The organism is Microbacterium sp. RU33B (assembly GCF_900155915.1).
Lineage (GTDB): Bacteria > Actinomycetota > Actinomycetes > Actinomycetales > Microbacteriaceae > Microbacterium.
This window is the reverse complement of sequence record NZ_FTPO01000002.1, coordinates 190,545-214,211: the sequence shown is the minus strand read 5'-3', so window position 1 is coordinate 214,211 and position 23,667 is coordinate 190,545. Positions and strand designations below refer to the sequence as shown.

27 protein-coding genes are annotated in these 23,667 nt (G+C 68.7%); 9 read left to right on the top strand and 18 right to left on the bottom strand.

All coding sequences use genetic code 11. The features are described 5' to 3' along the window. Positions 1-54: 54 nt before the first annotated feature. The 4 genes from B0B14_RS10700 to B0B14_RS10685 all read right to left on the bottom strand — a co-directional run bounded on the left by B0B14_RS10700 (position 55) and on the right by B0B14_RS10685 (position 6,286). Entirely contained in the window at positions 55-1,584 is a 1,530-nt protein-coding gene (locus tag B0B14_RS10700) for a sugar transferase (protein ID WP_076681553.1), read from the bottom strand. A gap of 249 nt (positions 1,585-1,833) precedes the next feature. Beyond that, positions 1,834-5,547, bottom strand: a complete 3,714-nt coding sequence (locus B0B14_RS10695; RefSeq protein ID WP_076681552.1) for an SCO7613 C-terminal domain-containing membrane protein — start codon at positions 5,545-5,547, stop codon at positions 1,834-1,836. Continuing rightward, positions 5,544-5,810, bottom strand: coding sequence for a helix-turn-helix domain-containing protein (locus B0B14_RS10690; protein WP_076681551.1), 267 nt, complete (start codon positions 5,808-5,810; stop codon positions 5,544-5,546). The genes B0B14_RS10695 and B0B14_RS10690 overlap by 4 nt, the downstream gene beginning before the upstream one ends. Beyond that, positions 5,810-6,286, bottom strand: coding sequence for a DUF2975 domain-containing protein (locus B0B14_RS10685; protein ID WP_083710548.1), 477 nt, complete (start codon positions 6,284-6,286; stop codon positions 5,810-5,812). The genes B0B14_RS10690 and B0B14_RS10685 overlap by 1 nt, the downstream gene beginning before the upstream one ends. A 154-nt stretch (positions 6,287-6,440) precedes the next feature. Between B0B14_RS10685 and B0B14_RS10680 the strand changes: the two genes are divergently transcribed. Genes B0B14_RS10680 through B0B14_RS10670 form a run of 3 tightly spaced genes read left to right on the top strand, consistent with a single transcriptional unit; the run spans position 6,441 to position 9,888 of the window. Beyond that, positions 6,441-7,745, top strand: a complete 1,305-nt coding sequence (locus B0B14_RS10680) for an aminotransferase class I/II-fold pyridoxal phosphate-dependent enzyme (RefSeq protein WP_218642082.1) — start codon at positions 6,441-6,443, stop codon at positions 7,743-7,745. Beyond that, positions 7,742-8,644 carry a dihydrodipicolinate synthase family protein gene (locus B0B14_RS10675; protein ID WP_076681550.1) on the top strand — a complete coding sequence of 301 codons (903 nt, stop codon included), beginning with the start codon at positions 7,742-7,744 and terminating at the stop codon, positions 8,642-8,644. Before B0B14_RS10680 ends, B0B14_RS10675 begins: the two co-directional genes overlap by 4 nt. Then, a complete protein-coding gene (locus B0B14_RS10670) occupies positions 8,641-9,888 on the top strand; it encodes an MFS transporter (protein WP_218642081.1) in 1,248 nt (415 codons plus the stop codon). The genes B0B14_RS10675 and B0B14_RS10670 overlap by 4 nt, the downstream gene beginning before the upstream one ends. On the opposite strand, the gene B0B14_RS10665 is transcribed toward B0B14_RS10670, so the two are convergent. The 3 genes from B0B14_RS10665 to B0B14_RS10655 form a co-directional block, all read right to left on the bottom strand. Then, complete coding sequence (locus B0B14_RS10665) at positions 9,871-10,473, bottom strand: DUF2812 domain-containing protein (RefSeq protein ID WP_076681549.1); 603 nt, start codon at positions 10,471-10,473, stop codon at positions 9,871-9,873. The two genes, B0B14_RS10670 and B0B14_RS10665, sit on opposite strands and share 18 nt — an antisense overlap. Continuing rightward, the gene (locus tag B0B14_RS10660; RefSeq protein WP_076681548.1) at positions 10,470-10,796 is read right to left on the bottom strand and encodes a PadR family transcriptional regulator; all 327 of its coding nucleotides are present in this window, start codon (positions 10,794-10,796) and stop codon (positions 10,470-10,472) included. The genes B0B14_RS10665 and B0B14_RS10660 overlap by 4 nt, the downstream gene beginning before the upstream one ends. A gap of 74 nt (positions 10,797-10,870) precedes the next feature. Beyond that, positions 10,871-11,521: a GntR family transcriptional regulator gene (locus tag B0B14_RS10655; protein WP_076681547.1), complete on the bottom strand. Its 651-nt coding sequence runs from the start codon at positions 11,519-11,521 to the stop codon at positions 10,871-10,873. Positions 11,522-11,689: 168 nt separating this feature from the next. Between B0B14_RS10655 and B0B14_RS10650 the strand changes: the two genes are divergently transcribed. Together B0B14_RS10650 and B0B14_RS10645 are read left to right on the top strand one after the other, a co-directional pair. Then, the gene (locus B0B14_RS10650) at positions 11,690-12,055 is read left to right on the top strand and encodes a hypothetical protein (protein WP_076681546.1); all 366 of its coding nucleotides are present in this window, start codon (positions 11,690-11,692) and stop codon (positions 12,053-12,055) included. A gap of 24 nt (positions 12,056-12,079) precedes the next feature. Then, on the top strand, positions 12,080-12,472 hold the full coding sequence (locus tag B0B14_RS10645) for a DUF5684 domain-containing protein (protein ID WP_076682643.1): 393 nt from the start codon (positions 12,080-12,082) through the stop codon (positions 12,470-12,472). A 52-nt stretch (positions 12,473-12,524) separates the two neighbouring features. On the opposite strand, the gene B0B14_RS10640 is transcribed toward B0B14_RS10645, so the two are convergent. From B0B14_RS10640 to B0B14_RS10595, 10 genes are all read right to left on the bottom strand, one after another. After that, the gene (locus B0B14_RS10640; protein WP_076681545.1) at positions 12,525-13,172 is read right to left on the bottom strand and encodes a VOC family protein; all 648 of its coding nucleotides are present in this window, start codon (positions 13,170-13,172) and stop codon (positions 12,525-12,527) included. 121 nt (positions 13,173-13,293) lie between these two features. Continuing rightward, positions 13,294-13,467 (bottom strand): CsbD family protein, encoded by a 174-nt coding sequence (locus B0B14_RS10635; protein ID WP_076681544.1) that lies wholly within the window; start codon positions 13,465-13,467, stop codon positions 13,294-13,296. Between the two features lie 39 nt (positions 13,468-13,506). Continuing rightward, on the bottom strand, positions 13,507-14,121 hold the full coding sequence (locus B0B14_RS10630; RefSeq protein ID WP_076681543.1) for a hypothetical protein: 615 nt from the start codon (positions 14,119-14,121) through the stop codon (positions 13,507-13,509). After that, positions 14,118-14,702 carry an Asp23/Gls24 family envelope stress response protein gene (locus B0B14_RS10625; protein WP_076681542.1) on the bottom strand — a complete coding sequence of 195 codons (585 nt, stop codon included), beginning with the start codon at positions 14,700-14,702 and terminating at the stop codon, positions 14,118-14,120. Before B0B14_RS10625 ends, B0B14_RS10630 begins: the two co-directional genes overlap by 4 nt. After that, positions 14,699-15,094, bottom strand: coding sequence for a hypothetical protein (locus B0B14_RS10620; protein ID WP_076681541.1), 396 nt, complete (start codon positions 15,092-15,094; stop codon positions 14,699-14,701). The genes B0B14_RS10625 and B0B14_RS10620 overlap by 4 nt, the downstream gene beginning before the upstream one ends. Next, positions 15,094-15,282 carry a DUF2273 domain-containing protein gene (locus B0B14_RS10615; RefSeq protein ID WP_076681540.1) on the bottom strand — a complete coding sequence of 63 codons (189 nt, stop codon included), beginning with the start codon at positions 15,280-15,282 and terminating at the stop codon, positions 15,094-15,096. Before B0B14_RS10615 ends, B0B14_RS10620 begins: the two co-directional genes overlap by 1 nt. Beyond that, entirely contained in the window at positions 15,279-15,770 is a 492-nt protein-coding gene (locus B0B14_RS10610) for an Asp23/Gls24 family envelope stress response protein (protein ID WP_083710547.1), read from the bottom strand. Before B0B14_RS10610 ends, B0B14_RS10615 begins: the two co-directional genes overlap by 4 nt. Positions 15,771-15,905: 135 nt before the next feature. Beyond that, positions 15,906-16,223, bottom strand: a complete 318-nt coding sequence (locus tag B0B14_RS10605) for a hypothetical protein (RefSeq protein WP_076681539.1) — start codon at positions 16,221-16,223, stop codon at positions 15,906-15,908. Beyond that, entirely contained in the window at positions 16,220-16,810 is a 591-nt protein-coding gene (locus tag B0B14_RS10600) for an Asp23/Gls24 family envelope stress response protein (RefSeq protein ID WP_256714361.1), read from the bottom strand. The genes B0B14_RS10605 and B0B14_RS10600 overlap by 4 nt, the downstream gene beginning before the upstream one ends. Then, on the bottom strand, positions 16,807-17,370 hold the full coding sequence (locus B0B14_RS10595) for an RNA polymerase sigma factor (RefSeq protein ID WP_076681537.1): 564 nt from the start codon (positions 17,368-17,370) through the stop codon (positions 16,807-16,809). The genes B0B14_RS10600 and B0B14_RS10595 overlap by 4 nt, the downstream gene beginning before the upstream one ends. A 207-nt stretch (positions 17,371-17,577) precedes the next feature. Between B0B14_RS10595 and B0B14_RS10590 the strand changes: the two genes are divergently transcribed. The 3 genes from B0B14_RS10590 (at position 17,578) to B0B14_RS10580 (ending at position 20,771) form a co-directional block, all read left to right on the top strand. Then, positions 17,578-18,567 carry a bile acid:sodium symporter gene (locus B0B14_RS10590; RefSeq protein ID WP_076681536.1) on the top strand — a complete coding sequence of 330 codons (990 nt, stop codon included), beginning with the start codon at positions 17,578-17,580 and terminating at the stop codon, positions 18,565-18,567. An 86-nt stretch (positions 18,568-18,653) separates the two neighbouring features. Continuing rightward, on the top strand, positions 18,654-19,253 hold the full coding sequence (locus B0B14_RS10585) for a GNAT family N-acetyltransferase (protein ID WP_076681535.1): 600 nt from the start codon (positions 18,654-18,656) through the stop codon (positions 19,251-19,253). A gap of 447 nt (positions 19,254-19,700) precedes the next feature. Further along, positions 19,701-20,771, top strand: coding sequence for a phospholipase D family protein (locus tag B0B14_RS10580; protein WP_076681534.1), 1,071 nt, complete (start codon positions 19,701-19,703; stop codon positions 20,769-20,771). On the opposite strand, the gene B0B14_RS16955 is transcribed toward B0B14_RS10580, so the two are convergent. Beyond that, the gene (locus B0B14_RS16955) at positions 20,768-22,063 is read right to left on the bottom strand and encodes a DNA adenine methylase (RefSeq protein ID WP_372236643.1); all 1,296 of its coding nucleotides are present in this window, start codon (positions 22,061-22,063) and stop codon (positions 20,768-20,770) included. The genes B0B14_RS10580 and B0B14_RS16955 overlap by 4 nt on opposite strands. 407 nt (positions 22,064-22,470) lie before the next feature. Here B0B14_RS16955 and B0B14_RS10565 point away from each other — a divergent pair, with 407 nt between their 5' ends. Continuing rightward, positions 22,471-23,640, top strand: coding sequence for a site-specific DNA-methyltransferase (locus B0B14_RS10565; protein WP_143733703.1), 1,170 nt, complete (start codon positions 22,471-22,473; stop codon positions 23,638-23,640). Positions 23,641-23,667 lie beyond the last annotated feature (27 nt).

Genomic DNA, 23,667 nt, shown 5'->3' with positions numbered 1-23,667 from the left:
CCATTCTCCCCGATCGGCCGAGACCGCAGGTGAGCGCCACGGAACCGCAGTGAATCAATACGCGCCGTCGGGACGGATCATCACCTTGGCCGTCCGCCACATGATGATGAGGTCGCCGATGACCGACCAGTTCTCGACGTAGCGGAGGTCGAGCCGGACGCTCTCCTCCCACGAGAGGTCGCTGCGCCCGCCCACCTGCCAGGGGCCGGTGATGCCCGGCTTGATGTAGAGGCGACGGATGACGGTGCCGTCGTACGCGGTGACCTCGGCGGGCAGCGGCGGGCGAGGTCCCACGACGCTCATGTCGCCCACGAGTGCGTTCCAGAACTGAGGGATCTCATCCAGCGAGTACTTGCGCAGGATGCGTCCGACGCGCGTGACACGTGGATCGTCGTGCATCTTGAAGAGGGGTCCGGCGCCCTCGTTCGAGGCCATGAGCGTCGCGAGCTGGGCTTCGGCGTCGGTGCGCATGGAGCGGAACTTCACCATCCGGAACTCCTGGCCGTCGCGCCCGACGCGGCGCTGCAGGAAGAACACGGGGCCGGGCGAGTCGAGCTTGATCGCGAGCGCGATCAGCGCCGCGAACGGGGCGAACAGGATCAGTGCGACAGACGACACCACGATGTCGAGGGCCCGCTTGAACGCGTGCGAGCCGCCCTCGAAGTCGGGGATCTGCACGTGGATGAGCGGAAGGCCCTCAACGGGCCGCAGCGACATGCGGGGGCCCGCGATGTCTCCGAGCCGGCTGGAGAGCACGAGCTCGGCCGCGGTGCCCTCCATCTGCCATGCGAGGTGCTTGATGTAGTCGGGCTCGCCGCTGGGCTGGCTCGCCACGATGATCGTGTCGGCCTCGAGCGTCGGGGCCTGCGAGACCCACGTGGTGCTGTGCATGAGGGGATACGACACCGAGTCGACGTTCAGCGTGCCGATCTCGTCGTCGAGGATCGCGGCCCCGACGACCCGGTAGCCGAGGACGCCCTTGTCTCCGAGGGTGCGGACGACGTGCTCGACGTCATCGCGATTGCCCACGACGATCGTGCGTGAGGCGTAGCCGCCGTAGACGCGCTGGCGGAGCAGCCAGCGACGCCACATCCAGCGACTGAAGATGAGCAGGGCGACGCCGACGGGGAGCGCGAAGAACAGCTGCGTCCGCAGGCCCTCCCACTGGAAGACCACGAAGGCGATCGCCACGAACCCGAACGCCATCGCCGTGGCGTGCGCGACACGCTTGTACTCGGTCGCGCCCGTTCCCATGACGGCCGGCTGGCGGGTGCTGAACAGGCTGAGCATGAGGAGCCAGCCGAACGCAGTGACGAGAGGGATGCGGGCGAGGATCCACGGGTCGGTGCGCAGGAGGGCGGGATCGATGAGGAACAGCGAGATGAGGGATGCCAGGGTGCACGTGAGCAGCGCGATGACCGTGTCGTTGATCCGCAGGCGCGTGCGGTACGCGCGCTCCCAGACCCGACGGTCCTCGACCGCACGCGACGTGCGCGGCGTGATGAGCGTCCTGGTGTTCGGCTTCTCCGCGCGCGGCGCAGCGACCGGTGCGAACACACCCGTCGTGTCGTCGATCGCGGTCATCGTTCGACCGACACGATCGGCTCAAAAGCATTGCTCGGCATGTCTTCCCCAGAAATCGCCGACGGCCTGACGAATCAGTCCGTACTCCCCAGTGCGCAATGTGGACCCCAGATCCGACAAAGCGAAGATTCCCAATCTCCGCGACTGCGCGTTTTCACTCTACCCCCGCACCGCCGCTGATGGGTAGTGGTCGGCGTCCTGAATGCGACACCGAATGTTAAGAGTGTGTTACCCGCTGGTTGATACCCCTCACCCCAGGTCGCGCAGTCGCGCCGCGATCCCGGCGCTCTCGCCGTCGCGTCGCTCGTACGTCACGGCGATGATGAGCAGCACGGCCCCGACGACGGCGAGCGTGATCCACCAGGGCATCGACTCGATGCCGCGGCCGATCTGCACGACGAAGGCGAGGACGTTCTCGACCGGGAGCACGACGATGCCGATGAGGAACGGCGCTGCCAGGCGGCGTCCCGAGCCGACGAGGATCGCCACGAGTGCGAGGGCGATCACGAGGATCGCGCGCCATGTGGTGGGGTCGGTGAAGGTCGCGGCGATCGACGCGCTGAGCATCACGACCAGTCCCGGGCCGAGGAGGGGCCACGACCCCGGCCATCCCGCGGGCCACGACGCGATCGTGCGGCGGGCCGAGGCATCCGTCTTCAGGTGCAGGGCACCGGCGATCAGGAGGAAGGCGCCCAAGGGGAGGGAGAACCATTCCACCCTCAGCTCGCGAGGGCTCCACGCGACGACGGCCGTGACGAACGCCAGCGTGAACGCGAACCACACCGGCGGAAGGGTCGTCGCTCTGCCGCGAGCGCGCCACGACGTCACGACCACGAGGGCGAGGAGGACCAGCATGAGGCTCCACATCGCCCAGATCGTGAACCAGTCCCGCTCGATCGAGGCCCACGCGGCCACGGCCACGTACGCGATCGCGGGGGCGGCCAGCCAGCGCGAGCGCGCGAGAGCGGATGTCGGCAGCGCCGATGTGCGCAGCCCTCGGGCCGAGAGCGCGGCAGGGACGGCGCCGAGCAGCCCGAGACCGAGGCACGTGAGGAACAGGGCGTCGGGCGCGGTGTCGAGTCCGAGCCCGAAGCGCACGCCCTGGACCGCGCTCGCCGCAGCGGCGACGACGGCTGCCGCGAAGGTCGGGATGCGGAGCGCGCGCAGACGCCACGCGTGCCGCCACATCCCACCGGTGCGCCGCGCGACCGCTCCGAAGGCGAACCCGATGGCGACCAGGAGCCAGGATGCCCCGATGAGGCCGAGCGCACGGGCGGGCGGCCCGTCGACGGCCGAGAGCGCCAGCAGCGGGACGATCCCCACTGCCAGGCCCGCCGTGTACAGCGGGACGCCGCGCTTCGCCCGGGCCGTCAGCACCGCGCCCACAAGTGCGGCGGCCACCGCCGGAGGGAGGAGGTAGGGCTCGATCTCGGTGACGCCGGCGATGCCCCACACGCACCACAGTGCTCCGGTGAACGCGGCTCCGGCCAGCCACCACGCGTAGCGACGGCGGGTCGTCAGGCCGGCGGCGACCGCTCCGGCGCCGATGATCGTCAGCACGAGGAATGTGGTGCCGAGTCCGGCCGCCTCGCGCACGAGGGCGAGGGCGACCGCGATCGCCGTGGTGATCAGGGTGGATGCCTCGATCGCGAGGCGGACGCGCACGGCATCGTGCTCGCCGATCCGCGGGGCGAGGCCCCGTCGCACAGTGTCGGTGGTGGGGAGCACGATGGCCACCACGACCGCGATGACGGGGAGGACCACGGGTGATCCGCTGCCCGCGAGGAGCTGGGCGCCGAGGCACACGACGACCACGGCGACCGACGGCACGAGCACCGCCGCGGCCAGGCTGCGCACGGCGATGCCCAGGCCCGGGCGCGACGTGATCACGAGCGTGAGGGCGAGGGCGAAGATGAGGCCCGTGGAGAGGGCCGTCCAGCCGCTGCGCTCGAAGACCACCTGCACGATGCCGAGCACGAACGGCACGGAGGTGACGACGAGGATCGCGTACCACGCGCGCGCGCCGACCCGGGAGAGGAAGGTCGCCGCGATCGCCACGAGAGCACCGGCGGACGTCGTCAGGCAGACGACCGCGAGGGCTCCGACGCCCTGCAGGGTGAGAGCCGTCGCGAAGACGACGAGCGCATAGGCGTAGCCGACGCCGACGTGCACGAAGCGCGTCCGCGCCGGCAGTGCGAGCGAGATCACCGCGAGGGCGCCCACGATCGCGACGCCCGCTCCCACCACGAGTTCGGGGTCGCGCCACGAGAGGATCGCGGTGAACGCCACGAGCGCGTGCGCGGAGACCACGACCGGGACGCGCACGGCGAGGTTCGCGGTGCGCAGGCGGGGGATGCCCGATACCGCGGCGCCGGCGGCGACGGCGAGGGCGAGGCCGATCGCGATCCGACCCCACAGCGTGATCGCGGGGGTCGACACGAGCGTCAGGGCGGCGAGACCGGCGTACCAGAACCCCAGATACCCGAGCCAGCGCGTGCCGATCGGCGCCGCGCCGAGGAGGACGGATGACTCGGGGATCGTGGGCTCGGCATCCGGCAGCGCCGGAGCATCCGCCCCGACCTGCTCGCTTCGCGGCGCCCGCCGCTCCTGCAGCCAGGAGAAGGCCGGGAGCCCGACCGCGAGTGCCGCGAGACCGACCGTGACGCCGCCGACGGCGTTCGCATCGGTCGCGTCGCCGATGAAGCCCGAGACGCCGAGCAGGGTGGCGAGCACGATTCCGGCCGACATCGCGCTCGTCACGACCGCGCTCACGGCGACACCGACGATCGCACCACCGAGGAACGCGGAGCGGCGCACCGCCGAAGGAAGAGGGATGCCCCCCACCACGAGGAGCCCGATGACCCCCGCGAGCGGGATGACGGCGGGAAGCCAGGTCGTGATCTCGACGCGGGGAAGGGCCGCCACTGGCAGCACGACGAACGTCATCACGGCGGCCCCGCCGGCGGCGAAGCTCCAGAAGCCGCTCCACGGGTGCCGGGCCGAGAACCCCGCCAGCACGGCGACGGCGGCGAACAGCCCCACGTAGGTCCACATCGACAGGGAGAGGAGCTCGGAGGTCAGCGTGGCCGCGAACGTCAGCGGGAGGGCGACGAGCTGCACGATCGACAGCGTCACGCCCTCGGCCCGCAGCCGTCCTCCGAAGCGAGCGGCCACGAACCGGCGCGCCTCGATGAGCAGGCTCGCCGCCACCGCGGTGCCGAGCCACCCCAGCACGCCGGCGAAGCCGCCCGGTCCTCCGAAGCCGAACATGACGGGAACGCACGCGAGCGCGAGGCTCGCGCACCACAGCCAGACGCGGATGCCGAACCGCACGGCCAGGGTCGCCAGGGCGGCTCCCGCCAGCAGGGTGCCGATCGCGGCAGCGGTCCACGGCGAGTCCGAGGAGATCTCCGCCACCGCCGCGACGTCGAGGGCCACGAAGACGATGCCGAGCGCGCCGACGGCCTCGGCCGAGAACCGCAGCCCGCGGCCGACGAGCACCCGCGCGCCGCCGAGGAAGAGGAGGGTGACCGTCGCGATGATCGCGTTGCGCACGCCCCGGTCGGTGAGGTCGGGGGTGAAGAACGTGAAGACGATCGCCGCGACCGCCACGAGGCCGGCGCCGGCGACGGCGAGCACGGACTGCACCGTGGCGCTCGAGCGCGGGGCGGCCGCGGCGCGCACGGCCACAGGTGGCGCGACGGGTGGTGCGACCGGGCGGGGCGCCACGACGGGCACCCGGTCGAGCACGGCCTGGCGGGCGCGGAGCGCGGTGACGGCCGACTGCGAGGCATCCCACAGCTCGGCCCCGACGCCGCCCGCGAAGTCGGCTCCGCATTGGCGGCATCGCTCGGAAAGGACCTGGCCGCGTCCGCACAGCGGGCAGGTCGTGGTGTCGAGCAGGCGGCGGATCGCGACCTCGCTCCACAGCGGCTCGCGCGTCCGCGTCGCGACGCCGCTCATGCGCCGGCCCCCGTGTCGGCCGGTCGGGCGTCGATCGTTCCGAGTCCCTCGGCATCCGCTTCGGGGACCCACACGAGGATGTCGCCGGGCTGGCACTCCAGCACCCGGCAGATCGCGTCGAGGGTGGAGAAGCGGATGGCCTTCGCCCGGCCGTTCTTGAGCACCGACACGTTGACGGGCGTGATGTCGATCGCGGCGGCGAAGTCGTTCACCGACATCTTCTTCTTCGCGAGCTCGACGTCGAGGTTGATGATGATGGGCATCAGACCACCTCGGAGAGGTCGCGCTCGAGCTGAGATGCCTTGCGCAGGAGGCCACGCAGCACCACGAGCAGCAACGAGAGGCCCGCGCCGACGATGGCGCCGATGAGGCACAGCAGCGAGATCGACGGCGGACTCGCGCCGGCGCTCATCAGAACGACGAGGGCCACGACCACGAGCACGGTGGCGAGAGCCACGGCGCCGAGTGCGACATCCACCCAGATGAACGCGCGCTCGCTGAAGATGCTGTCGACGCGCACGAGGGTCACGAGGCGCCACACGCATACGAGCAGCACCTGGGCGCACAGGGCGAACACGCCGCCCACGAGGATCCCCGGGGCGACGAGCTGCGAGAACTCGGGGTAGACCGTGGCGAGGCCGGCGACGGTCTGCGGGATCACGACGACCTGGCAGAACAGCAGGAGGGCGAGAAGGATCGCGATGAGCGTCTTCAGGACGACGATCGTCGTGCGGTTCATGGGGCAGCGCCTATCGATAAGCGGTCAGTGTCTATCGATAAACAATACATACCTACCGAGTTTCGACAAGCCTGCGAGCTCAACGATCGCCGTGAACCGGATGGAGAGCAGACGTATCTGTTTGTCATAGGACAACCCGCGATACCGTGTCGGCGTGAGCAGCATCACGGGAGCCACCGCCGCCGACATCGCGACGTCGATCCGCGACCAGGTCGATTCCGGCGCGCTCGACGTCGGATCTCCTCTGCCGACGATCCGCGCGCTCGCCGCCGATCTCGGCGTGAACCGCAACACGGTCGCCGCCGCGTACGCCCACCTCGCGGCATCCGGCGTCGTGTCCGCACGCGGACGCGCAGGAACCATCGTCCGCGCCCGGGAGTTCGCTCCCCGCGAGGGCATGGAGTCCGCCGCCGGAGTGGTCAATCTCGCGGCCGGCAACCCCGATCCCGCCCTGCTTCCGGGCATCGGCGCCGCCCTCCTCGGCTACGAGCCCCTCGTGTACGGCGACCGCGTCGTCGAGGACGCACTCGTGGCGTGGGCGCAGGCCCGCGCCGGGGGAGACGTTCCGGCATCCGCGTCCGTCGTCATCACGGCGGGAGCGATCGACGCCGTCGAGCGCCTGCTCACAGCGCACCTCGTGCGCGGCGACGGTGTCGCCGTCGAGGATCCCTGCTTCCTCTCGAGCGCGGGGGTGCTGCACGCGAACGGATTCGCGGCGCTTCCGATGGGGATGGATGCCGAGGGCGTGCTCCCCGACGAGCTCGAGGCGGCGCTGGTCGCCGGCGCGCGCGCGGTCGTGCTGACGCCCCGCGCGCACAACCCCACCGGGGCCACGATCACCCCGCGCCGCGCGGGGATGCTGCGCGAGGTGCTGGCTCGCCATCCGTCGGTGCTCGTGATCGAAGACGACCACTTCTCCGCCATCGCCGACTCGGCGTACGCGCGCGCCACCCCGCCGGATTCCCAGCGCTGGGCGCTCGTGCGGTCGGTGTCGAAGTTCCTCGGGCCCGATCTGCGGCTCGCCGTCGTGCACTGCGATCCCGGCACCGAGGCGCGCCTGGAGGCGCGGCTCGGCGGTGCGGTGTGGGTCAGCACGATCCTCCAGCGCATCGTGGCGGGGATGCTCGGAGATCCCGCGACCCGGGAGCTGCTGGCCACGGCGCGTCGGGCGTATCGCCGCCGGGGCGCGGCCCTCGCCGACGCACTCGCCGCGCGCGGCATCCCCTTCCTTCCCCCGGCCGACGGCCTCAATCTGTGGATCCCGCTCGATCGGCCCGAGCAGGCTGTGGTGGAGGCGCTCCACCGGCGGGGATGGCTCGTGCGCGGCGGCGCGGACTTCGCCGTGGCATCCGATCCTCCTCCCGCCCTCCGCGTCACGACCGCGACCCTCGTGCCCGAGCACGCCACCTCGTTCGCCGGCGACCTCGCCGAGCTCCTCTTCGGAACGGAGACCCCATGACCATCACCGGCCTCAGTGCCTTCCCCCTCACGCCGCTGCACGACGACCGCGTCGACGAGCGCGCCTTCGCCGGGCTCGTCGAACGAGCGGCGGCTGCCGGCGTCGACTCGATCACCGCACTCGGCTCGACGGGTTCGTACGCGTACCTCACCGCCGACGAGCGCCGCCGGGTCGCGCGTCTCGCGCTGGCGCACGCCGGATCCACACCGGTCTTCGTCGGAGTCGGGGCGCTGCGGACATCGCACGTGCTGGCTCTGGCGCGCGATGCGCAGGATGCCGGTGCCGCCGCGGTGCTCGTCGCCCCCGTGTCATACCAGCCGCTCACCGACGACGACGTGTTCGGGCTGTTCGACGAGCTGACCGCCGCCGTCGAGGTGCCGGTCATCGTCTACGACAACCCCGCGACGACCCGGTTCGACTTCACCGATGCGCTCTACGCCCGCATCGCCCAGCTGACGGGCGTCGCGTCGATCAAGATCCCGGGGGTCCCGGCGGATCCGGATGCCGCGCGGGCTCGGGTGGACGGCATCCGCGACGCGGTGCCGCCCGGCGTGACGATCGGCGTGTCGGGCGATGCGTCGGCGGCGACCGGACTGAACGCGGGCTGCGACGCCTGGTATTCGGTGATCGCGGGGACGCTGCCGGGGCCGGCGGTGGCGCTCACGCGGGCGGCCCGCTCGGGGGATGCCGCGGCCGCCGTCGCCGCGTCCGACCGGCTTCAGCCGCTGTGGGAGCTGTTCGCCGAGTTCGGCGGCAGCTTCCGGGTGATCGCCGCGATCGCCGAGATGGCGGGCCTCGTGCAGCCCGACAGCATCCCGCGTCCTCTCCGGGGGCTCGACGCGGCGGCGCGAGAGCGTGTGGGCCGGGTCGTGAGAGACCTCGGCCTCCTTCCGTCGTGACCGGCGGGCTCCAGACGGACGACCTCGCAGGCGCGCGCGGGACGCGCACCGCCGGCGGCCTCGCCCGGTACGTCGCCGCCGCGACGCTCGCCCGCACCGCCGATGGCGGCGGGGTGGTCGCGATCGTGCTGCTCGTCACCACGGCGGGCGGTGCGGGCTGGGAGGCGGGCCTGCTCGGGGCGAGCATCACGGCGCCGCACCTGCTCGGCCCCTTCGTCGCGCGCCGACTCGACACGGCCCGCGACGGGCGCACGGTGATCGCCGTCGCGTGCATGGTGCACGGAGCGACGCTGGCCGCAGCCGTGCTGCTGTTCCCGTGGGTGTGGACGGGGGTCACGGCTCTGCTGCTGGTCGCGTCGGGGCTCGTCGGTCCGCTGCTCACCGGGGGGATCTCGAGTCGCCTGCCGGCGATCGCGGGCCCTGATCTCGTGCGCCAGCGACGAGCGCAGGGCTGGGATGTCGCCACCTACGGGCTCGGCGGCACGATCGGCCCGAGCATCGTGGCGGCGGTCTCGGTGTGGATCTCGCCCACGACGGCCGCTCTCGTGCTCGCGGTGATGACGTTCGCCGCCGCGGCGCTCGTGCGGATCCTCCCGACCTCGCCGCCGGCCGGTGCGGGAGACGTGCCGAGACCGCTGCGCACCCTGGGGATCATGCTGAGCAGCGGGCCCCTGCGCCGGACGCTGTACCTCACGGTGACCGTCGCGCTCGCCGTCGCTGCGCTTCCGGTGACCGCCGTCGTGGTCGCGCCGAGCCTCGGGGCGCCCGCCGCGACGGCCGGAGCGCTCACGGCGGCCTACGGGCTGGGTGGGCTCGTGGCTTCGGTCGGCGTGATGGTGCGCCCCTCCCGCGCCGACGCCGATCCGCTGATGAGCCGGCTCGCTCTGTGCGTCGCGCTGGCCCTCGCGGGAGTCGCTCTGGCCGCCTCGATCGGCTGGATGATCGCGGCGTATGCCGTTGCCGGCATGCTCAACTCGTTCTTCTTCGCGGCGACGCTCGCGGCCCGCAGCGAGTACTCGCCGCTCGAGGCGCGGGCGCAGGTCTTCGTCTGGGTGGGGGCGCTCAAGATCACCGCGGGCTCTGCCGGGGTCGCGGCATCCGGAGCGCTCGTCGAAGGAGCGATCCGGATGCCGGTCTGGCTCGGCGTCGGCCTCGTTCTCGCCGCCGTCCTCGCCTCGACGTTCGATCGTCTGGGCGCCGGTCAGCGAGCCGATGCCGGACTTGGGTCAGACCCTGGTCGGTGAGAGAGCCCGCCGGTAGAGGACCCACTGGTAGACGATCTGCACGGCGAACGCGACGCACGCCCCGATCAGCACGACGGGTCCGGCGATGCGGAGAAGCATGAACGGCGTCTCGAAGGCGAACGCTCGCACGAACTGCCACCCCTCCATCTCCCACAGTCCGGGAGTGAGGTACAGGTCCGGCGACAGCAGTCCCTGGGGCCAGAGTGCGACCGTGATCACGAAGAACGGCAGGAGCAGCGCCGAGGTCATCGTCATCGCGCGCTGATAGCGCTGAGCCTTCGATGCCGGGTCGGAGAAGATGTCGGCGTCCGCATCGCGCGTGATCGACGCGAAGTACTGTGCGCCGCTCCACCGCGATCCGGCGACGTGGCGCCAGCCGGCATCCCAGAAGAGGTTCCGGTAGTCGTCGAAATCGCCGGCGCTCATCGAGGGGCGGTAGTCGACCCGCACGACGGCCGAACCGGGAGCGATCGGGGCGAACGTGTACAGGAATCCGGCGCCGACGAGACCCCATCCCTCCGCGGCCTTGCGGTTCAGCCACGCTTCTTCCTTGTCGAAGTCGACGAACATCTTGAAGGTCTTCATGAGTGCTGAGCACCCCCTCGGGTCTGTTCGAAGATGCGCACCATGTGCGACATCCGTTCGGCGTCCTGCGCGAGGGTCGCGTACCCCTCCTGCGTGATGACGTACACCTTCCGACGCGGGTCGGGACTCTCCACCCGCACGATCAGGCGCTGCTTCACGAGGTTCTCGAGTGCGCCGTACAGCGTGCCCGGGGCCAGGCGCACGGCTCCGTCGCTCATGGCCTCGACGCGCGACATGATGACGTAGCCGTGAGCGGGCTCGATCAGCGCGAGCAGGATGTAGTAGACCGTCTCGGTGAGCGGCAGCTGCGGATTGCGGTTCATCGCGACCTCCTGTTCAGTATGACTGTACAGCCCGACGATATACAGTGCAACTGACTATCAGAATGCCGGCACCGTCACTCCTCCGCGTCGGTCTCCAGACGGTGCCAGATGTCGAAGGCGACGATCGAGGCGCTCTCGGCGTCGCCCCCGGCCAGGAGGTCGATGAGCTGATCGTGCGCCGCCACGGACGATTGCCCGTAGCGGGTGAAGCGCTGCCGTTCGGCTCGACGCACGAGCGGGTCGAAGTGCTCGAGCACCGACTCCACTGCCTTGTTTCCGAGGGCTTCGACCGGGATGCGGTGCAGCTCTTCGTCGGCGTCGAGCGCCGCGTCGATGTCGCCGGCGTCGACGGCAGCCGCGAAGCGCCGATTCGCGTCCCTCATCCGCTCGAGGTCGTCGTCGCCGAGGCTCCCCGCCATCTGCCGCACGGTCATCGCGTGCATCGCCCCGATCACGTCGCGTGCGTCGGCTGCCGCCTGGGCATCGATCGCGGTCACCGTCGTCGATCGGCCCGGCACGGCCACCACGAGTCCGCTGGTGCCGAGGCGCAGCAGCGCTTCGCGGATCGGCGTGCGGCTGACGCCCAGCCACTCCGCGAGGTCGCCGTCCTTGAGCTGCTCGCCGGGCTGGAAGGTGCCGTCGACGATCGCGTCACGGAGGCGCCGGAACACGTCGTCGCGCAGGAGCGAGCGGTCGACGCCGGCGGATCCGTGGGGGATGGGCATGCAATATGTTGCGCACACGCCGCCGGGCCTGGCAAATCATCCGCGCACGGGGGGCATGGATCGGAGCACGCGCGGTGTTGTGCCTCAGACGCCGGGTTCCACCGGCGAGAGCCTCAGCCCCGCGCGGGCGGGGGCTGTGGCAGCCGCGCGTCCTGAAGGAGACATCCCATGACCGACACGAACAATGACACCGCCTACGCCCCCGATGATCTCCCTCCGGTCGTCGTCCGCTTCCTCGAGGATCACACCGACCCGGAGAGCAGGCGCGACATCGCCGATCTGTTCGCGTCTGACGGGCGCGTCGTCGACGAAGGCATCGAGTACCTCGGGCTCGAGGCGATCGGCGGATGGCTCGGCAAGGCCGCGTCGGCGTACACGTACACCACGACCATGCTCGGGCAGAGCGCTGAGGAGGACGGTCGGTGGGTCGTGTGGGCGCGCCTCGAGGGGAACTTCCCGGGAGGTGTGGCAGATCTGCGGTACCGGTTCGCCACCAAGAATGGTGTGATCGCCGATCTCGTCATCGCGCCGTAGCACCCGGCCCCTATGCTGTGGGGCGTGAACGCACTCACCTCCATCACGTCGCAGACCGACGTCACCGCCCTCCAGTCCGTCTCGGGCGTCTTCGCCCTCATCTGGTACGTCATCCTCGTCATCGCACTGTGGAAGGTCTTCTCCAAGGCCGGCTACCCCGGATGGCTCGCCATCATCCCCATCGTGAACATGTTCGTCCTCGTGAAGATCGCGGGCTTCTCGGCGTGGATGGGACTGCTGTACCTCATCCCGATCGTCAACATCGTGTTCCACATCATCGTCTCCCTGCGCATCGGCAAGGGCTTCGGTCAGGGCGCCGTGTTCTCGGTCTTCCTGCTGTGGCTCTTCTCCGCGATCGGATTCCTCATCCTGGGCTACGGCTCGGCACAGTACGACAAGGCCCGCGTCACCGCGTGATCCCGCTCGAAGCGGCCGGAGCCCCACGGGCCCCGGCCGCTTCGTCGTGCGGTCAGCGGAAGGCGACGTGGCCGCGCGGACCGGAGACGATCAGCTCGAGCCCGGGCTCATCATCCTGTTCGACGACGATCTCGGCGCCGACCGCCGCGAGCAGAGTGCGCACGTGCTCCGGGTCCGGATGCCGGATCGTGAAGCGCTCGAGCTCGAGCAACGGCAGGTCCTGCAGAGCCGGGTGCGGCGTCGAACCCCAATCGATGAGGAACGGGATCTCCGGGGACTGACCCGACGGCGGAAGAGTGAGCCGCCACTCGAGGAGATCGCCGGTCGGCGTCGTGCGCGAGTACGGGCTCACATCCCCCAGGTCGAAGCCCGCCGCCTTCGCCGCAGCGGCGTGCACGTCGATGTCGTCGGGGTGCAGCGCGTAGGCGACGACCCGAGGCGCGGTGAGGTGGCGGATGCCGAACGTCTCGACGTCGGCCTGAGCGACGCCGGATGCGGCATCCGGCCCGATCAGTTCGAGATAGTGGCGCGAGCGCTCCCCGCCGACGGTGAAGGCGACGAGGGCGTTCGCGGTCCCGGTGGGATGGCGTCCGCCGGGCTTGGCTCGGACGCCCGTGCGCTCCTCGACGAGCGCCACCGCATCGTCGAGCGAGGGAGCGGCGAGAACGACATGGTCGAGGGCATGGGGGAACGCGGTCACCCCCCCACTCCATCAGCTCCTGGCCGTCTGCGCGCGATGCGGGTCACGGAGCGAAACCTCCGGCGCGCGCATACGAGAAGGGGGGAAGGCGACACCGTCGCCCTCCCCCCTTCGGGTCGGATCACTTCTTGAAGGCGTCCTTGACGTCTTCGCCCGCCTGCTTCACGTCGGCCTTGGCCTGGTCGGCCTTGCCCTCCGCGACGAGCTTGTCGTTGTCGGTCGCCTTTCCGAAGGCTTCCTTCGCCTTTCCGGCGATGTCTTCGGCAGCGTTCTTGATCTTGTCATCGAGGCCCATGGGGGTCTCCTTTCTGTTGGGGTCGGGGGTCTGAACCGGTCAGGAGAGCCGGCTGCGGTCGTGCGCGAGCTTGGCGCGCAGTCCGGAGTGGACGGACACGTAGGTGGCCGTCTCCTGCCCGGTGAGGGTGACGAGGTTGGTGAGGAGCTGATCCACGCGCTCCACGACCTGTCGCGGCGACGTGTTCTGCCTCGGCGTGACGCTCACGTGGAGCACCGGCACCTTGCGGATCGTGTTGGCCGTGACGCTCGTCGAGAGCAGATCATCGTCGGCGTCGAGCGAGTTCTTGATCGCATCCGACACGAACGACTCCGTCACCGTCACGCGTCCGAGGGGGTTCTGCGCCCCCGACGAACGGAGGAGCGTCTTCGACCGGCGCCCGCTCACGCTCGTGAGCGCGAGGATCAGGAGCACGATGACGAGGAGGATCGCCGCGACGGCCCCCACGCCGATCCAGGTGGCCGAGGTGCCCGCGATGAGGGTGGTCTCCGCGGTCTGTGCGAGCCATCCGTCGGCGGACTCGCCCGCCGACGTCCAGACCTCGCCCGCGGCGGGCCACGTCGACACCGCGATCACCACGGCTCCGAGTGCGAGGAACACGAGTCCGATCACGAACAGGACGATGCGGTTGAGGGCGCGGTTCGTGTTGTTCATTCGTCCCACTCGCTTTCCTTCGGGCGCTCGACGCGGACGCGGGTCTTGACGCGGCGCGACAGCTGGTAGGAGTCCACGGCGGCGTCGGCGATCGACTGCACGTCGTCACGCTCGAGCGGGATGCCGGCCCCCGGCCGAACGGTCACATCGATCGTGCGGTGGGCGACGCCCACCACGACGGCGTCGCGCTGAAGCCCCGTCTCGTCGCTGACGTGCTGCGCGAGGGATGCGGCGATCACGCCGTTGTCGACGACGACCGCTCGATCGCCCCACGTCATCTGCTGCTTCGACAGTCGTCCCGGTGTCACGGCGAGCACGATGAAGACGAGGCCGACGAGGGCGAGCACCGCAGCGCCCGCGATCGCGATGCCGCCGCCCTGCCCCGAGGGCAGGCCGACGAGCCATGCGAGTCCGGCGCCGGGCCCGAGCAGGAGCGCCGGCTGGGCGGCGAGATACAGGATGATCTCGAGACCCACGTAGGCGAGCGCGAGGATCAGCAGGATGACGGCGACGAACATCGCCACGGTGCGGGGCGAGTGGGTCTCGCGGCGCACGACGCGTGTGAGTGCGGGACTGCTCATCTCACTCGCCTCCTTTCGGGGATGGTCGCACCGGTGATGGTGAGGTTGATCTTGACGATGTCGCGCCCGAGCAGGTGGCCGAGCCGCTCGCGCAGCTCTTCCTGGAGCTGCGCGGCGCGCTCGAGCACCGGCGCCGTCGCGCGGATGGCGTCCGTGTCGTGAAGGGCCGGAATGGGGAGCGGAGTCGCCAGTCTCAGCGCGATCCCGTTGCGGAAGTCGGCGACGGCGACCGAGACGTCGCTGCGCTTGACGCCGATGAGGGCCGACGAGGCCTCCTGGGCGACCTTGACGAGTACCCGCTCCTGGACATCGATGCGGCCCGCCACGGCGGCCTTCCCGGCGGCGACCCGCGAGAGGTCGCCACCGGAGGTGCCGTACTCGTCGACGCGCATCAGGAGGTGCGCCGACCCGTGAAGGCGTCGGTCACTGCGCGCACGTCGAGCTTGCCCGACGCGATCCGGCCCACGAGGGCTCCGATCCCCATGAAGAGGGCGACCAGGAGGAATCCCCAGAATCCGAACACCAGTGCCGAGGCGGCGAGGATGGCGCCGAGGACGGCGCCGGTGGTGGTGGCGGTCATGAGACGCGGGACTCCTCGCTGGCCGTGTCGTCGCTGGGCAGGTGCACGTCGTTGACCTCGACATTGACCTCGACGACCTCGAGGCCGACCAGGCGCGTGATCGCGGCGGCGACGGCCGAGCGGACGTTCGCGGCCACTTCGTGGACCGGCATCGGGTACTCGACCACGATCGTGATGTCAGCGGCGGCCTGCGTCTCGCCGACCTCGACCCGCACGCCCTGCGTGAGGTCGGTCGCGTTCACGACGTTGCGGATCGCGCCGAGTGCGCGGGCTCCGCCGCCGCCGAGCGCGTACACGCCGGCGACTTCGCGTGCGGCGATGCCGGCGACCTTGGCGACCACGCCGTCGGCGATCACGGTCGAGCCCGCGGCCGAGACGTCGCCCGCGAGGTGCGCGGTGCCGACGGAGCGGTCGACGCGCGACGTCGAGGCGATCGTGGGGGTGCTCGCCGAGGTGGCGGGGGTGTTCTTCTGGTCTTCGGTAGCCATGATGGATGCCTATCTCTCAAGTCTTCGCCGCACCCGGTGGGTGTCGACCGAGGCCGTCTCTTTCGGCCTCACACATAAGAGGGGTGAGCGTCCGGATTCGTCACAAAAAAGTTCCGACGAGTTTTCCGACGCCTCTCAGTGGATGCGTGCGACCTGGATCGTGATGGCGGCATCGGGCGGCGTGCTGGCCAGGAGCGCGTCGGCGACGCGCCGTGCGGCATCCGCTGTGCTGTCGGCCACCGATGTCGCGATCCGTGCCGCCACGACGGGCACTCCGTCGCGGATCGAGACCGCGACCTCGGCGAGTCGGTCGTCCGAGGCCCCCGTGGCGGCGGCGATCAGGCCGGGGATCCGCGTGAGCGCGCTGTGCGGCGAGTAGACGTCGGTGACGCCGTCGACGGCGCGCACGCGGGCGACGAGGTCGGCGCTCGGTTCCGGTGGTGTCGTGCTCATCGTCGTTCCCCCTGGTCGGCGATGCCGTGCAGCTCCTCGACGGAGACGTTGACGGCGGTGACATTCAGCTCGGTGTGCTCGGCGAGCACCCGGTAGACGAGGGTGCGCAGCGCGTCGGTGAGGTCGGGGATCGATCGGCCCCAGGCGACGGATGCCGTGAGGTCGATGTGCACGGGCGCGCCCGGGGTCTCTGCGTCGCCGACGATCTCGGTGCGGCCGATGTAGATGCCGTCGAGGGCGTCCGCGGTGGAGCGCACCAGCGAGCGGACCGCTCCTTCGGTGACGGTGATCGAGACGCGCGGATCGGGGTGGTGGATCGGGAAGCTCCGCCCCGAGCGCAGCTCGGAGTGGATCGCGGACAGGATGCCTTCGAACCAGCTCTCCGGGGGGCGGGGCAGGTGGGCGGCATCGTCGGCGATCATGTCGCGCGACAGCTGCCCGACGCGCTCGAGAGCCTCGATGGCGTTGAGGCATTCGGGGCACGTCTCGATCTCCGGATCGAACGGGAGGCGACCGCGGTCGACGTACTCGCTGAGCTCTTCGATGGTGCGACCGCAATCGAGGACGGTCGAGTCGTCGTCGGTCATCGCCATCCCTCCATCTCGATCGCGATGCTGGCCCGCGCACGGGAGAGCAGGCCTCGGACTGTGCTCTCGGAGATCTCCATCTGGTCAGCTATCTCGGCGTAGCTGCACTCCGCGATCTCTCGCAGGAGCCAGCAGCGGCGTTGATCCTCCTTCAGCTTGTCTAGTGCATTCGAGAGCGCGGCGAGCTGCGCGTTGCGGATCGCCGTCTGCTCGGGCTGACCCTGCGTCGCGGCCTTGCCCAGACGCTCGTCGAGCTCTGCGTCGGCGGGCCGCCTGCCCACGAACGCGAGGGCCTCCCTGCCGGCGATGCGCATGAGCCACGCCTTCACCGCCGTGGCATCCCGCAGCGTCGGCAGCTGCCGCCACGCGATCACGAATGCCTCCTGCACGACGTCGTCGGTGTCGGACATCGACCCCACGATCCGATACACGTAGGCGCGCATCAGAGAGGAATGGCGTCGGATGAGCTCCGTGAACGCGGCGGCGTCGTTGTCGACCGCGCGTTCGACCAGGATGCGGTCGGCGAGGCCCTGCAGACCCGTGCGCGATGCGAGCATCATGCGTCACGCCCGCTGACTCGCGGCGTGGAGGCATCCCCCGACGTGGTGTGCACGAGACCGAACATAGTCGCCGCCCGTGCCGGGAAGTGAGGCTTGTCAGGGGGGATGCGGGGTGCTAAAACCTCCTTCGCGGATGTGCCGGCCGCAGCGACCGCGACGACGTTCGGACCGGTCAGCTCTCACCGGGAATCCTGGGAGGCTAGGAGGATGCGGGCGAGCGTCGAGTGGATGGAGCGGGCGCAAGTCGCCCTATACCTCGCCGCGCTCGGACTCGGCGCCGTCGTGGGCCTGCTCGTGCCGGCGATCGCGCACCCGGCGGAGCTGGCGATCACTCCGGTGCTGGGCCTGTTGCTCTATGCGACCTTCCTCGGGGTGCCGTTCGCCAAGATCGGGCAGGCGCTCCGCGACGAGCGGTTCCTGTCCACGGTCCTCGCGGTCAACTTCGTCCTGGTTCCGGTCGTGGTGTTCGTGCTGTCGCGGATCGTCGCACACGACCAGGTGCTCCTCGTCGGGGTGCTCTTCGTGCTGCTGACTCCGTGCGTGGACTACGTGATCGTCTTCACCGGCATCGCGGGCGGAGCGAAGGATCGTCTGCTCGCCGCCGCACCGCTGCTGATGATCGCCCAGATGCTCCTGCTCCCGCTCTATCTATGGCTGTTCGCCGGCGCCGAGTTCGTCGGAGCCGTCGACCTCCTCCCCTTCGTCGAGGCGTTCCTGCTGCTCATCGCGCTCCCCCTCGCCGCCGCCGCGCTCACCCAGACCGCCGCTTCGCGCACCCGCGCGGGAGCGGCCGTCCAGGAGATCGTGCTGGGGGCGATGGTGCCGCTCATGATGGCCACGCTCGCGGTGGTGGTCGCGTCCCAGATCGCCGGCGTGGGTCGGCAGCTGGGAGCGCTTCTCCTCGCGATCCCCGTCTTCATCCTCTTCGCGGCGGTGATGGTGCCGGTCGGGGCCGCGGCCGGCCGCGTCGTCGGTCTCGACGTCCCGGCGCGCCGGGCGGTCGTGTTCAGCGGCGTGACCCGCAACTCCCTCGTGGTGCTGCCGCTCGTCCTCGCACTGCCGGCCGCGTTCGACCTTGCGCCGCTCGTGGTCGTCACCCAGACCCTCGTCGAGCTCGTCGCGATGGTGATCCTGGTGCGGCTGCTCCCGCGGATCATCCGTGAGGCGAGGGCCGACGGCGGGGGGAGGGCGGTGTAGATCGCGTGTGCTGACGCGTCTGCCGGAGCGATTCGCCGCGGGGCGGCTCTCCAGCCGTCTCTTCCGCCTCGCGCTAGCGTCATCGCATGGACTTCGCCGATCTGATCTCCGTGCCCGAGCGGCTGACGACGCCGGAGTTCGTCCTGCGCCCCCTCGTCGCCGCCGATGTCGAGCTCGACTTCGACGCCGTGATGGCCAGCCGCGACCAGTTGAGGCCGTGGGAGCAGTCCGGCTGGCCCGCCGACGATTTCACGATCGAGGAGAACCTCTCCGACATCGAGGAGATGGAACGGGGGCACCGCGCCGGTCGGCGGTTCACCTACACGGTGATGACGCCGGACGAGTCCGAGTGCCTCGGTTGCGTCTACTTCATGCCCGGTGATGCACGTTCGTACGTGACGGCGGAGATCACGCCCCTGGCCGGTGGCGGGTGGGATCGCGTCCGCGGAACGGTGAGCTTCTGGGTGCGCACCTCACGGCTCGACGATGGACTCGACCGCCGCCTGCTCTCGGCTCTGCTCCGCTGGATCGAGGAGGACTGGGGACTTCATGACCTGGTCGTCATGACGAACGAGGAGGTCCCTCAGCAGGTCGCGGTACTCGAACGGGCCGGCCTCCGCCCCGTTTTCCGGGTGCATCAGCCCGGGCAGTCCGGCGCCTATCTTGCCTACGCCGAGGTGCCCTGACGGCGTTCGTCCATCGGACAAGCCGAGGTCGCCCGGGCAAAGCAAAACCCCCGCCATGTAGAAGCTAGGCGAGGGTTTCTGGGACCGTTGTAACGACGGTCCGTGTGGCTCCGACGGGCGTCGATCCCGTGACCTCACGATTTTCAGTTGTATGACACGGGTTTACGGGTGCCAGCTGATACTCGACTGCCGCAGGATTCCGCGGAACTCATGCTCGTCCGTCATGGCTGGTTCTCGATGGTTACAACCGAGTTCCCGGCCCAGGACGGGCCCGGCTGATCGCAAAATCCCCAGGGATCCGCCCACTGGCGGGGCTGAGATACCGTCCCCGCTGGGACCGGCGATGCTGCTCTCGCACGTCAGCCGAGACGAGGATCGTTCCGCCTACGAGGTCCTCCGATGTTTCGTTAGTGTGGGCGCAAGGGTCCAACGACGAATAGGCAACCTATGCTGCAGTTTCAGCTTCCTGGTGCGCCGGGCGGGAATTTGCTCGAGCACCTGCTGCTCGAGTCGATTGGCGCAGTCCGTGGCGGGGGAATCTTCGCATGGGCGAATGCGTCTGGAGCGCGCACGTTCCTGGACGATGTAGTGATCGAGGAGCTTCTCCAGAGATCAGAGTTTCGGCTGATTGTGGGCACCGACACGATCACGGACAGTCGCGCGATCGCGAAACTCTCCGAGATTGAAACCCGGCGGCCCCGACTTCAAGTCCGGGCATTCTTGAGCCCCGTGTCTTCGTTGTTTCACCCCAAGCTTGCCTGGTTTGAGCACAGCGACCACTTGAGTCTTATCGTGGGCTCGGGAAACCTCACGATGGGTGGTTTGCTGTCGAATTGGGAAGCGATGGTCGTCAACAAACTGACCGGCGCGGAGGCAACGGAAGCCCTAGACGCGATTCAGAGTTTCGTCACCCATCACGCTGCATCACTCCTTCCGCTGAGCGACAGCCGCATCATCAACCGCGTCGCCGCAAACGATGGCAACGAGCGCAGCCTGCGACCCGACCCGCGCGTCCCGATCCCCTCCCCGCCAGCTCCAGCGGCCGCAGTAGGCGAGGACGAAGTCTTGGTCGCCGAAATACCGGCGGCCGGAACGCGTTGGAAGCAAGCGAATTTCGATCGGGCGAATTATGAAGGATTCTTCGGAGCGAGGGTGGGCTCACAGCGTCGAATTGTCCTGCAGAGCGTTTCCAGTGATGGTCACCTTGGCGACATCGAGAGTCGGCAAAGTGTCGAGGTCGCGAGCCAGAACTATCGATTCGAACTGTCGGCCGCGGGCGGCCTTCCTTACCCGACCGACGGGCCACCGATCGGCGTGTTTGTGCGGCTGGCGACCGGTCAGTTCCTCTACACCCTTGTACTTCCAGGTCAGCCTGGTTACGGAGAGGCGGCTTCATTCCTCTCTCAAAAGTGGAGCGGCCCCGCTCGCGAAAAGCGACGAGTCCGATCAACTGTGTCGGAGTTCCGTGAGGCATGGAACAATTCACCGCTGTGGACTACCCAGCTGCCTGATCTTTAAGGGCGGGCGACGATGAGAACCTCAGCATCGTCTGGGGTCTCGCCGTGAAGATCGGTTCGGTTGAACCGGCTATGCACTGAGGTGTCTATCGGCACAACGTAGACCTCAGAGAAACGCGCGCGCGCTGCGGCAGCGATCCGATCGATAGTCATCAGTCGTGTTTCAGGGCGGGCGCGAGTTCCACTTCCTTGCGGCGAGTATGACAGAACCAAGGGGATAGCCCGTTGGCCCGCTGACTCAAAGAGCACATTGAATGCGCTCGCTACCTGAGACCGAATACTGAAGGGAGACTGGTGTCTGCTGAGGCGATATAGGCCACGACTCGCTTGGTCTGACCCAGGCGCCGTCGTTACGCCCGGGTCATCACCGACTGCGATCGTTTCGAGCACGTGGTAGAACCGGCTGTAGTGGTCTCGGGTATAGGGCGGGTCGGCATAGATTGCGCCAACGTCGTCTCCGATAGTGCCGAGGACAGCGCGAAAGTCCGACGTCACCGTACTGCACGCGAACTTCGTTGGATCGAGTGCGGCATATCGACGGAGCCACAGTTCGTACGACACAAGGACAGAGGCGGACCGAGCGCGAATAGTCTTCACGATCGAGGAGACTTTTGGTTCGCCCGTCCTCGCACGGAGTCGAGTGGGTTGAGCGAAGTGGCTTCCCACTGTCGAAACAGTGTCGCTGGCAACACCGAGTAAAGCTGCGACCGCTGTCGCTTCCGCCGGAGTTGCGTGGCTATGGCCGATCGCCGCCATCAGCGCGTCAATCTCGAGCGCCTGACGGTACGAAAAGTAGACACCTCCGTAGTAGGAGGTAATCACGGCACCTGCTGTCGTTAGGGCAGCTAGGGCGTCCGCCTTCGCCGATGAGAGCGCCGGGTCAGTCGCATTAGTGCGAGTGAGAGACCCTTCCTCTGTCAGAAGCACGAAGAGGCTGGGTTCGGTATTGGCTCCGTCCGTCACCATGGATTCGTAGTCGAGTAGAGCGGAGACCTCAGAAGGCAATGCATCTAGCCAGTTGCGAGCACGCTCGACGATCTGCGTCCGTTCGCGAGCGTCGTACTTGCGCGGTGAACAGAGCGCCTGCGCCAGCGTCGCAGAATAGGCCTGGACGTCGACGGATGTGACTTGACGTGCTTTGGCGAGCTCCCTTGAGACGACGCCCGTGCCGGCGAACAAGTCGATCACCGAGGTTCCCGGTGCGGCCAGCCCCAACACAGTTGACACGATGGGTCGAAGGTGGCGCGACTTATTCCCCAGGTAGTGGATGGGTCGCAGCGGAGTAGCTGTCATCGGAGCCAACCCATGGACGCGCGCGTGTCGGAGGTCGAACATATGTTTGAAGGATGCACCAGGTTAGCCCGCGTCACTGTTCGCGATCACGTCTGCGGCCTCGGCGAAGACGCGCCACAGGGGGCTGTCCGTGCGGTTGTAATACACGCGATTCCCGCCCTCACTTCTTTCCTCGACTAGCAGTCCAGCCCTCGCCAGACGAGCCAGCTCCTGCCTGACGGCGGTCGGCGGCCCAAGTTCTGCGGGAGGCTCCGACTGATAGAACCGCCCTGACTCTCGGCTGAGCACCCAAAGGGCGACGGGCAAGCGGCATCCGCGGCCGAACAAGTCAGCGCTTACCCGCATCGGATCCATCGCTCACCTTTTACATCAAGCCTGTGTCTTGTATATTAAAACATGAAAGTTAGGTGGATGTATTGACTCTTGAAGCTCTCGACCTCGCAAGCCTGGGTGTTTCGCAGTCGGCGCGACTAGATCCGCGCCATCAAGTGACTGGGGATCGCGGCATCCCGAGCATGGTCTGCGGCGAGCTTCTCGCTGGCGTCGTCATCGTCGGGGATGCGGGCTCTGCTCTCGGTTCCCTCTCTACTGTGGTGCCTGGCGTTGACTACAGCGGTCGGGTGAAGCTTTGCTATCTCGATCCGCCCTATAACACCGGGGAGCGGTTCGCCTACTATGACGATCGCCGTCACTCGGATTCGTGGCTCGATGAGCTTCGCGACAACTTGACGGCTGTCCTGCCCCTACTTGCACCTAATGCAAGCGTCTGGCTCCACTTGGACGATTCCGAGCAGCATCGCGCCCGCTCTGTCATGGATGAGGTGTTCGGACGTGAGGCATTCGTTGCAACGGTCATTTGGCAGAAGCGCCTCACCCGGGACAACCGAACGGCCTTTAGCTCGATGCACGACTACATCCACGTGTACGCCCCGGACGGACCCCGCGCTTGGAAGCGCGTCCGGAATGGGGTGTCTGACGACGGGGCATTTGCGAATCCGGACGATGACCCGCGTGGACCCTGGCGTTCGGCGCCGATGACCGTGCAATCGGGGCACGCCACACGGAGTCAGTTTTATACCGTCGTGACGCCTACCGGTGCCCACCACGAGCCGCCGCCCGGACGATGCTGGACCTACACGGCAGAGCGGCTCGCTCAACTAGACATGGAAGGGCGTGTCTATTGGCCACGAGGTGGCAACGGAAAGCCGCGCTTGAAGCGATACCAGAACGAATCTGGAGGTCTTGCACCCTTCACAGTGTGGGGTGCTGCTGAAGTGGGAGACACCTCAAGCGCGAAGAAGGCACTCCTCCGACAGTTCCCCGATCGTCCAGCGTTCGATACGCCCAAGCCGCTGGCACTTCTCGAACGCATTGTGGAGATCGCGACAGATCCTGGCGAGCTTGTCCTCGACTTCTATCTTGGGTCCGGGACGACGGCGGTCGCCGCGCAGAGGCTCGGTCGCCCCTGGCTTGGCGTTGAGAAGAGTTCGGAAGTCGTCGAAGCTTTTGTTCTTCCAAGGCTTCAAGCGGCCTACAACGACGGCGCCCGCGCGGGATTCGGTATTTCCCGGCCTTGAACGAGTAAAGACTAGCTTCCAGAGTTG

Bases quoted from the DNA above. Each gene is read 5' to 3' on its own strand.
- B0B14_RS10700 (WP_076681553.1), bottom strand. From the start codon at position 1,584: ATGACCGCGATCGACGACACGACGGGTGTGTTCGCACCGGTCGCTGCG.
- B0B14_RS10695 (WP_076681552.1), bottom strand. From the start codon at position 5,547: ATGAGCGGCGTCGCGACGCGGACGCGCGAGCCGCTGTGGAGCGAGGTC.
- B0B14_RS10690 (WP_076681551.1), bottom strand. From the start codon at position 5,810: ATGCCCATCATCATCAACCTCGACGTCGAGCTCGCGAAGAAGAAGATG.
- B0B14_RS10685 (WP_083710548.1), bottom strand. From the start codon at position 6,286: ATGAACCGCACGACGATCGTCGTCCTGAAGACGCTCATCGCGATCCTT.
- B0B14_RS10675 (WP_076681550.1), top strand. From the start codon at position 7,742: ATGACCATCACCGGCCTCAGTGCCTTCCCCCTCACGCCGCTGCACGAC.
- B0B14_RS10665 (WP_076681549.1), bottom strand. From the start codon at position 10,473: ATGAAGACCTTCAAGATGTTCGTCGACTTCGACAAGGAAGAAGCGTGG.
- B0B14_RS10660 (WP_076681548.1), bottom strand. From the start codon at position 10,796: ATGAACCGCAATCCGCAGCTGCCGCTCACCGAGACGGTCTACTACATC.
- B0B14_RS10655 (WP_076681547.1), bottom strand. From the start codon at position 11,521: ATGCCCATCCCCCACGGATCCGCCGGCGTCGACCGCTCGCTCCTGCGC.
- B0B14_RS10650 (WP_076681546.1), top strand. From the start codon at position 11,690: ATGACCGACACGAACAATGACACCGCCTACGCCCCCGATGATCTCCCT.
- B0B14_RS10635 (WP_076681544.1), bottom strand. From the start codon at position 13,467: ATGGGCCTCGATGACAAGATCAAGAACGCTGCCGAAGACATCGCCGGA.
- B0B14_RS10630 (WP_076681543.1), bottom strand. From the start codon at position 14,121: ATGAACAACACGAACCGCGCCCTCAACCGCATCGTCCTGTTCGTGATC.
- B0B14_RS10625 (WP_076681542.1), bottom strand. From the start codon at position 14,702: ATGAGCAGTCCCGCACTCACACGCGTCGTGCGCCGCGAGACCCACTCG.
- B0B14_RS10620 (WP_076681541.1), bottom strand. From the start codon at position 15,094: ATGCGCGTCGACGAGTACGGCACCTCCGGTGGCGACCTCTCGCGGGTC.
- B0B14_RS10615 (WP_076681540.1), bottom strand. From the start codon at position 15,282: ATGACCGCCACCACCACCGGCGCCGTCCTCGGCGCCATCCTCGCCGCC.
- B0B14_RS10610 (WP_083710547.1), bottom strand. From the start codon at position 15,770: ATGGCTACCGAAGACCAGAAGAACACCCCCGCCACCTCGGCGAGCACC.
- B0B14_RS10605 (WP_076681539.1), bottom strand. From the start codon at position 16,223: ATGAGCACGACACCACCGGAACCGAGCGCCGACCTCGTCGCCCGCGTG.
- B0B14_RS10600 (WP_256714361.1), bottom strand. From the start codon at position 16,810: ATGACCGACGACGACTCGACCGTCCTCGATTGCGGTCGCACCATCGAA.
- B0B14_RS10595 (WP_076681537.1), bottom strand. From the start codon at position 17,370: ATGATGCTCGCATCGCGCACGGGTCTGCAGGGCCTCGCCGACCGCATC.
- B0B14_RS10590 (WP_076681536.1), top strand. From the start codon at position 17,578: ATGCGGGCGAGCGTCGAGTGGATGGAGCGGGCGCAAGTCGCCCTATAC.
- B0B14_RS10585 (WP_076681535.1), top strand. From the start codon at position 18,654: ATGGACTTCGCCGATCTGATCTCCGTGCCCGAGCGGCTGACGACGCCG.
- B0B14_RS10580 (WP_076681534.1), top strand. From the start codon at position 19,701: ATGCTGCAGTTTCAGCTTCCTGGTGCGCCGGGCGGGAATTTGCTCGAG.
- B0B14_RS16955 (WP_372236643.1), bottom strand. From the start codon at position 22,063: ATGACAGCTACTCCGCTGCGACCCATCCACTACCTGGGGAATAAGTCG.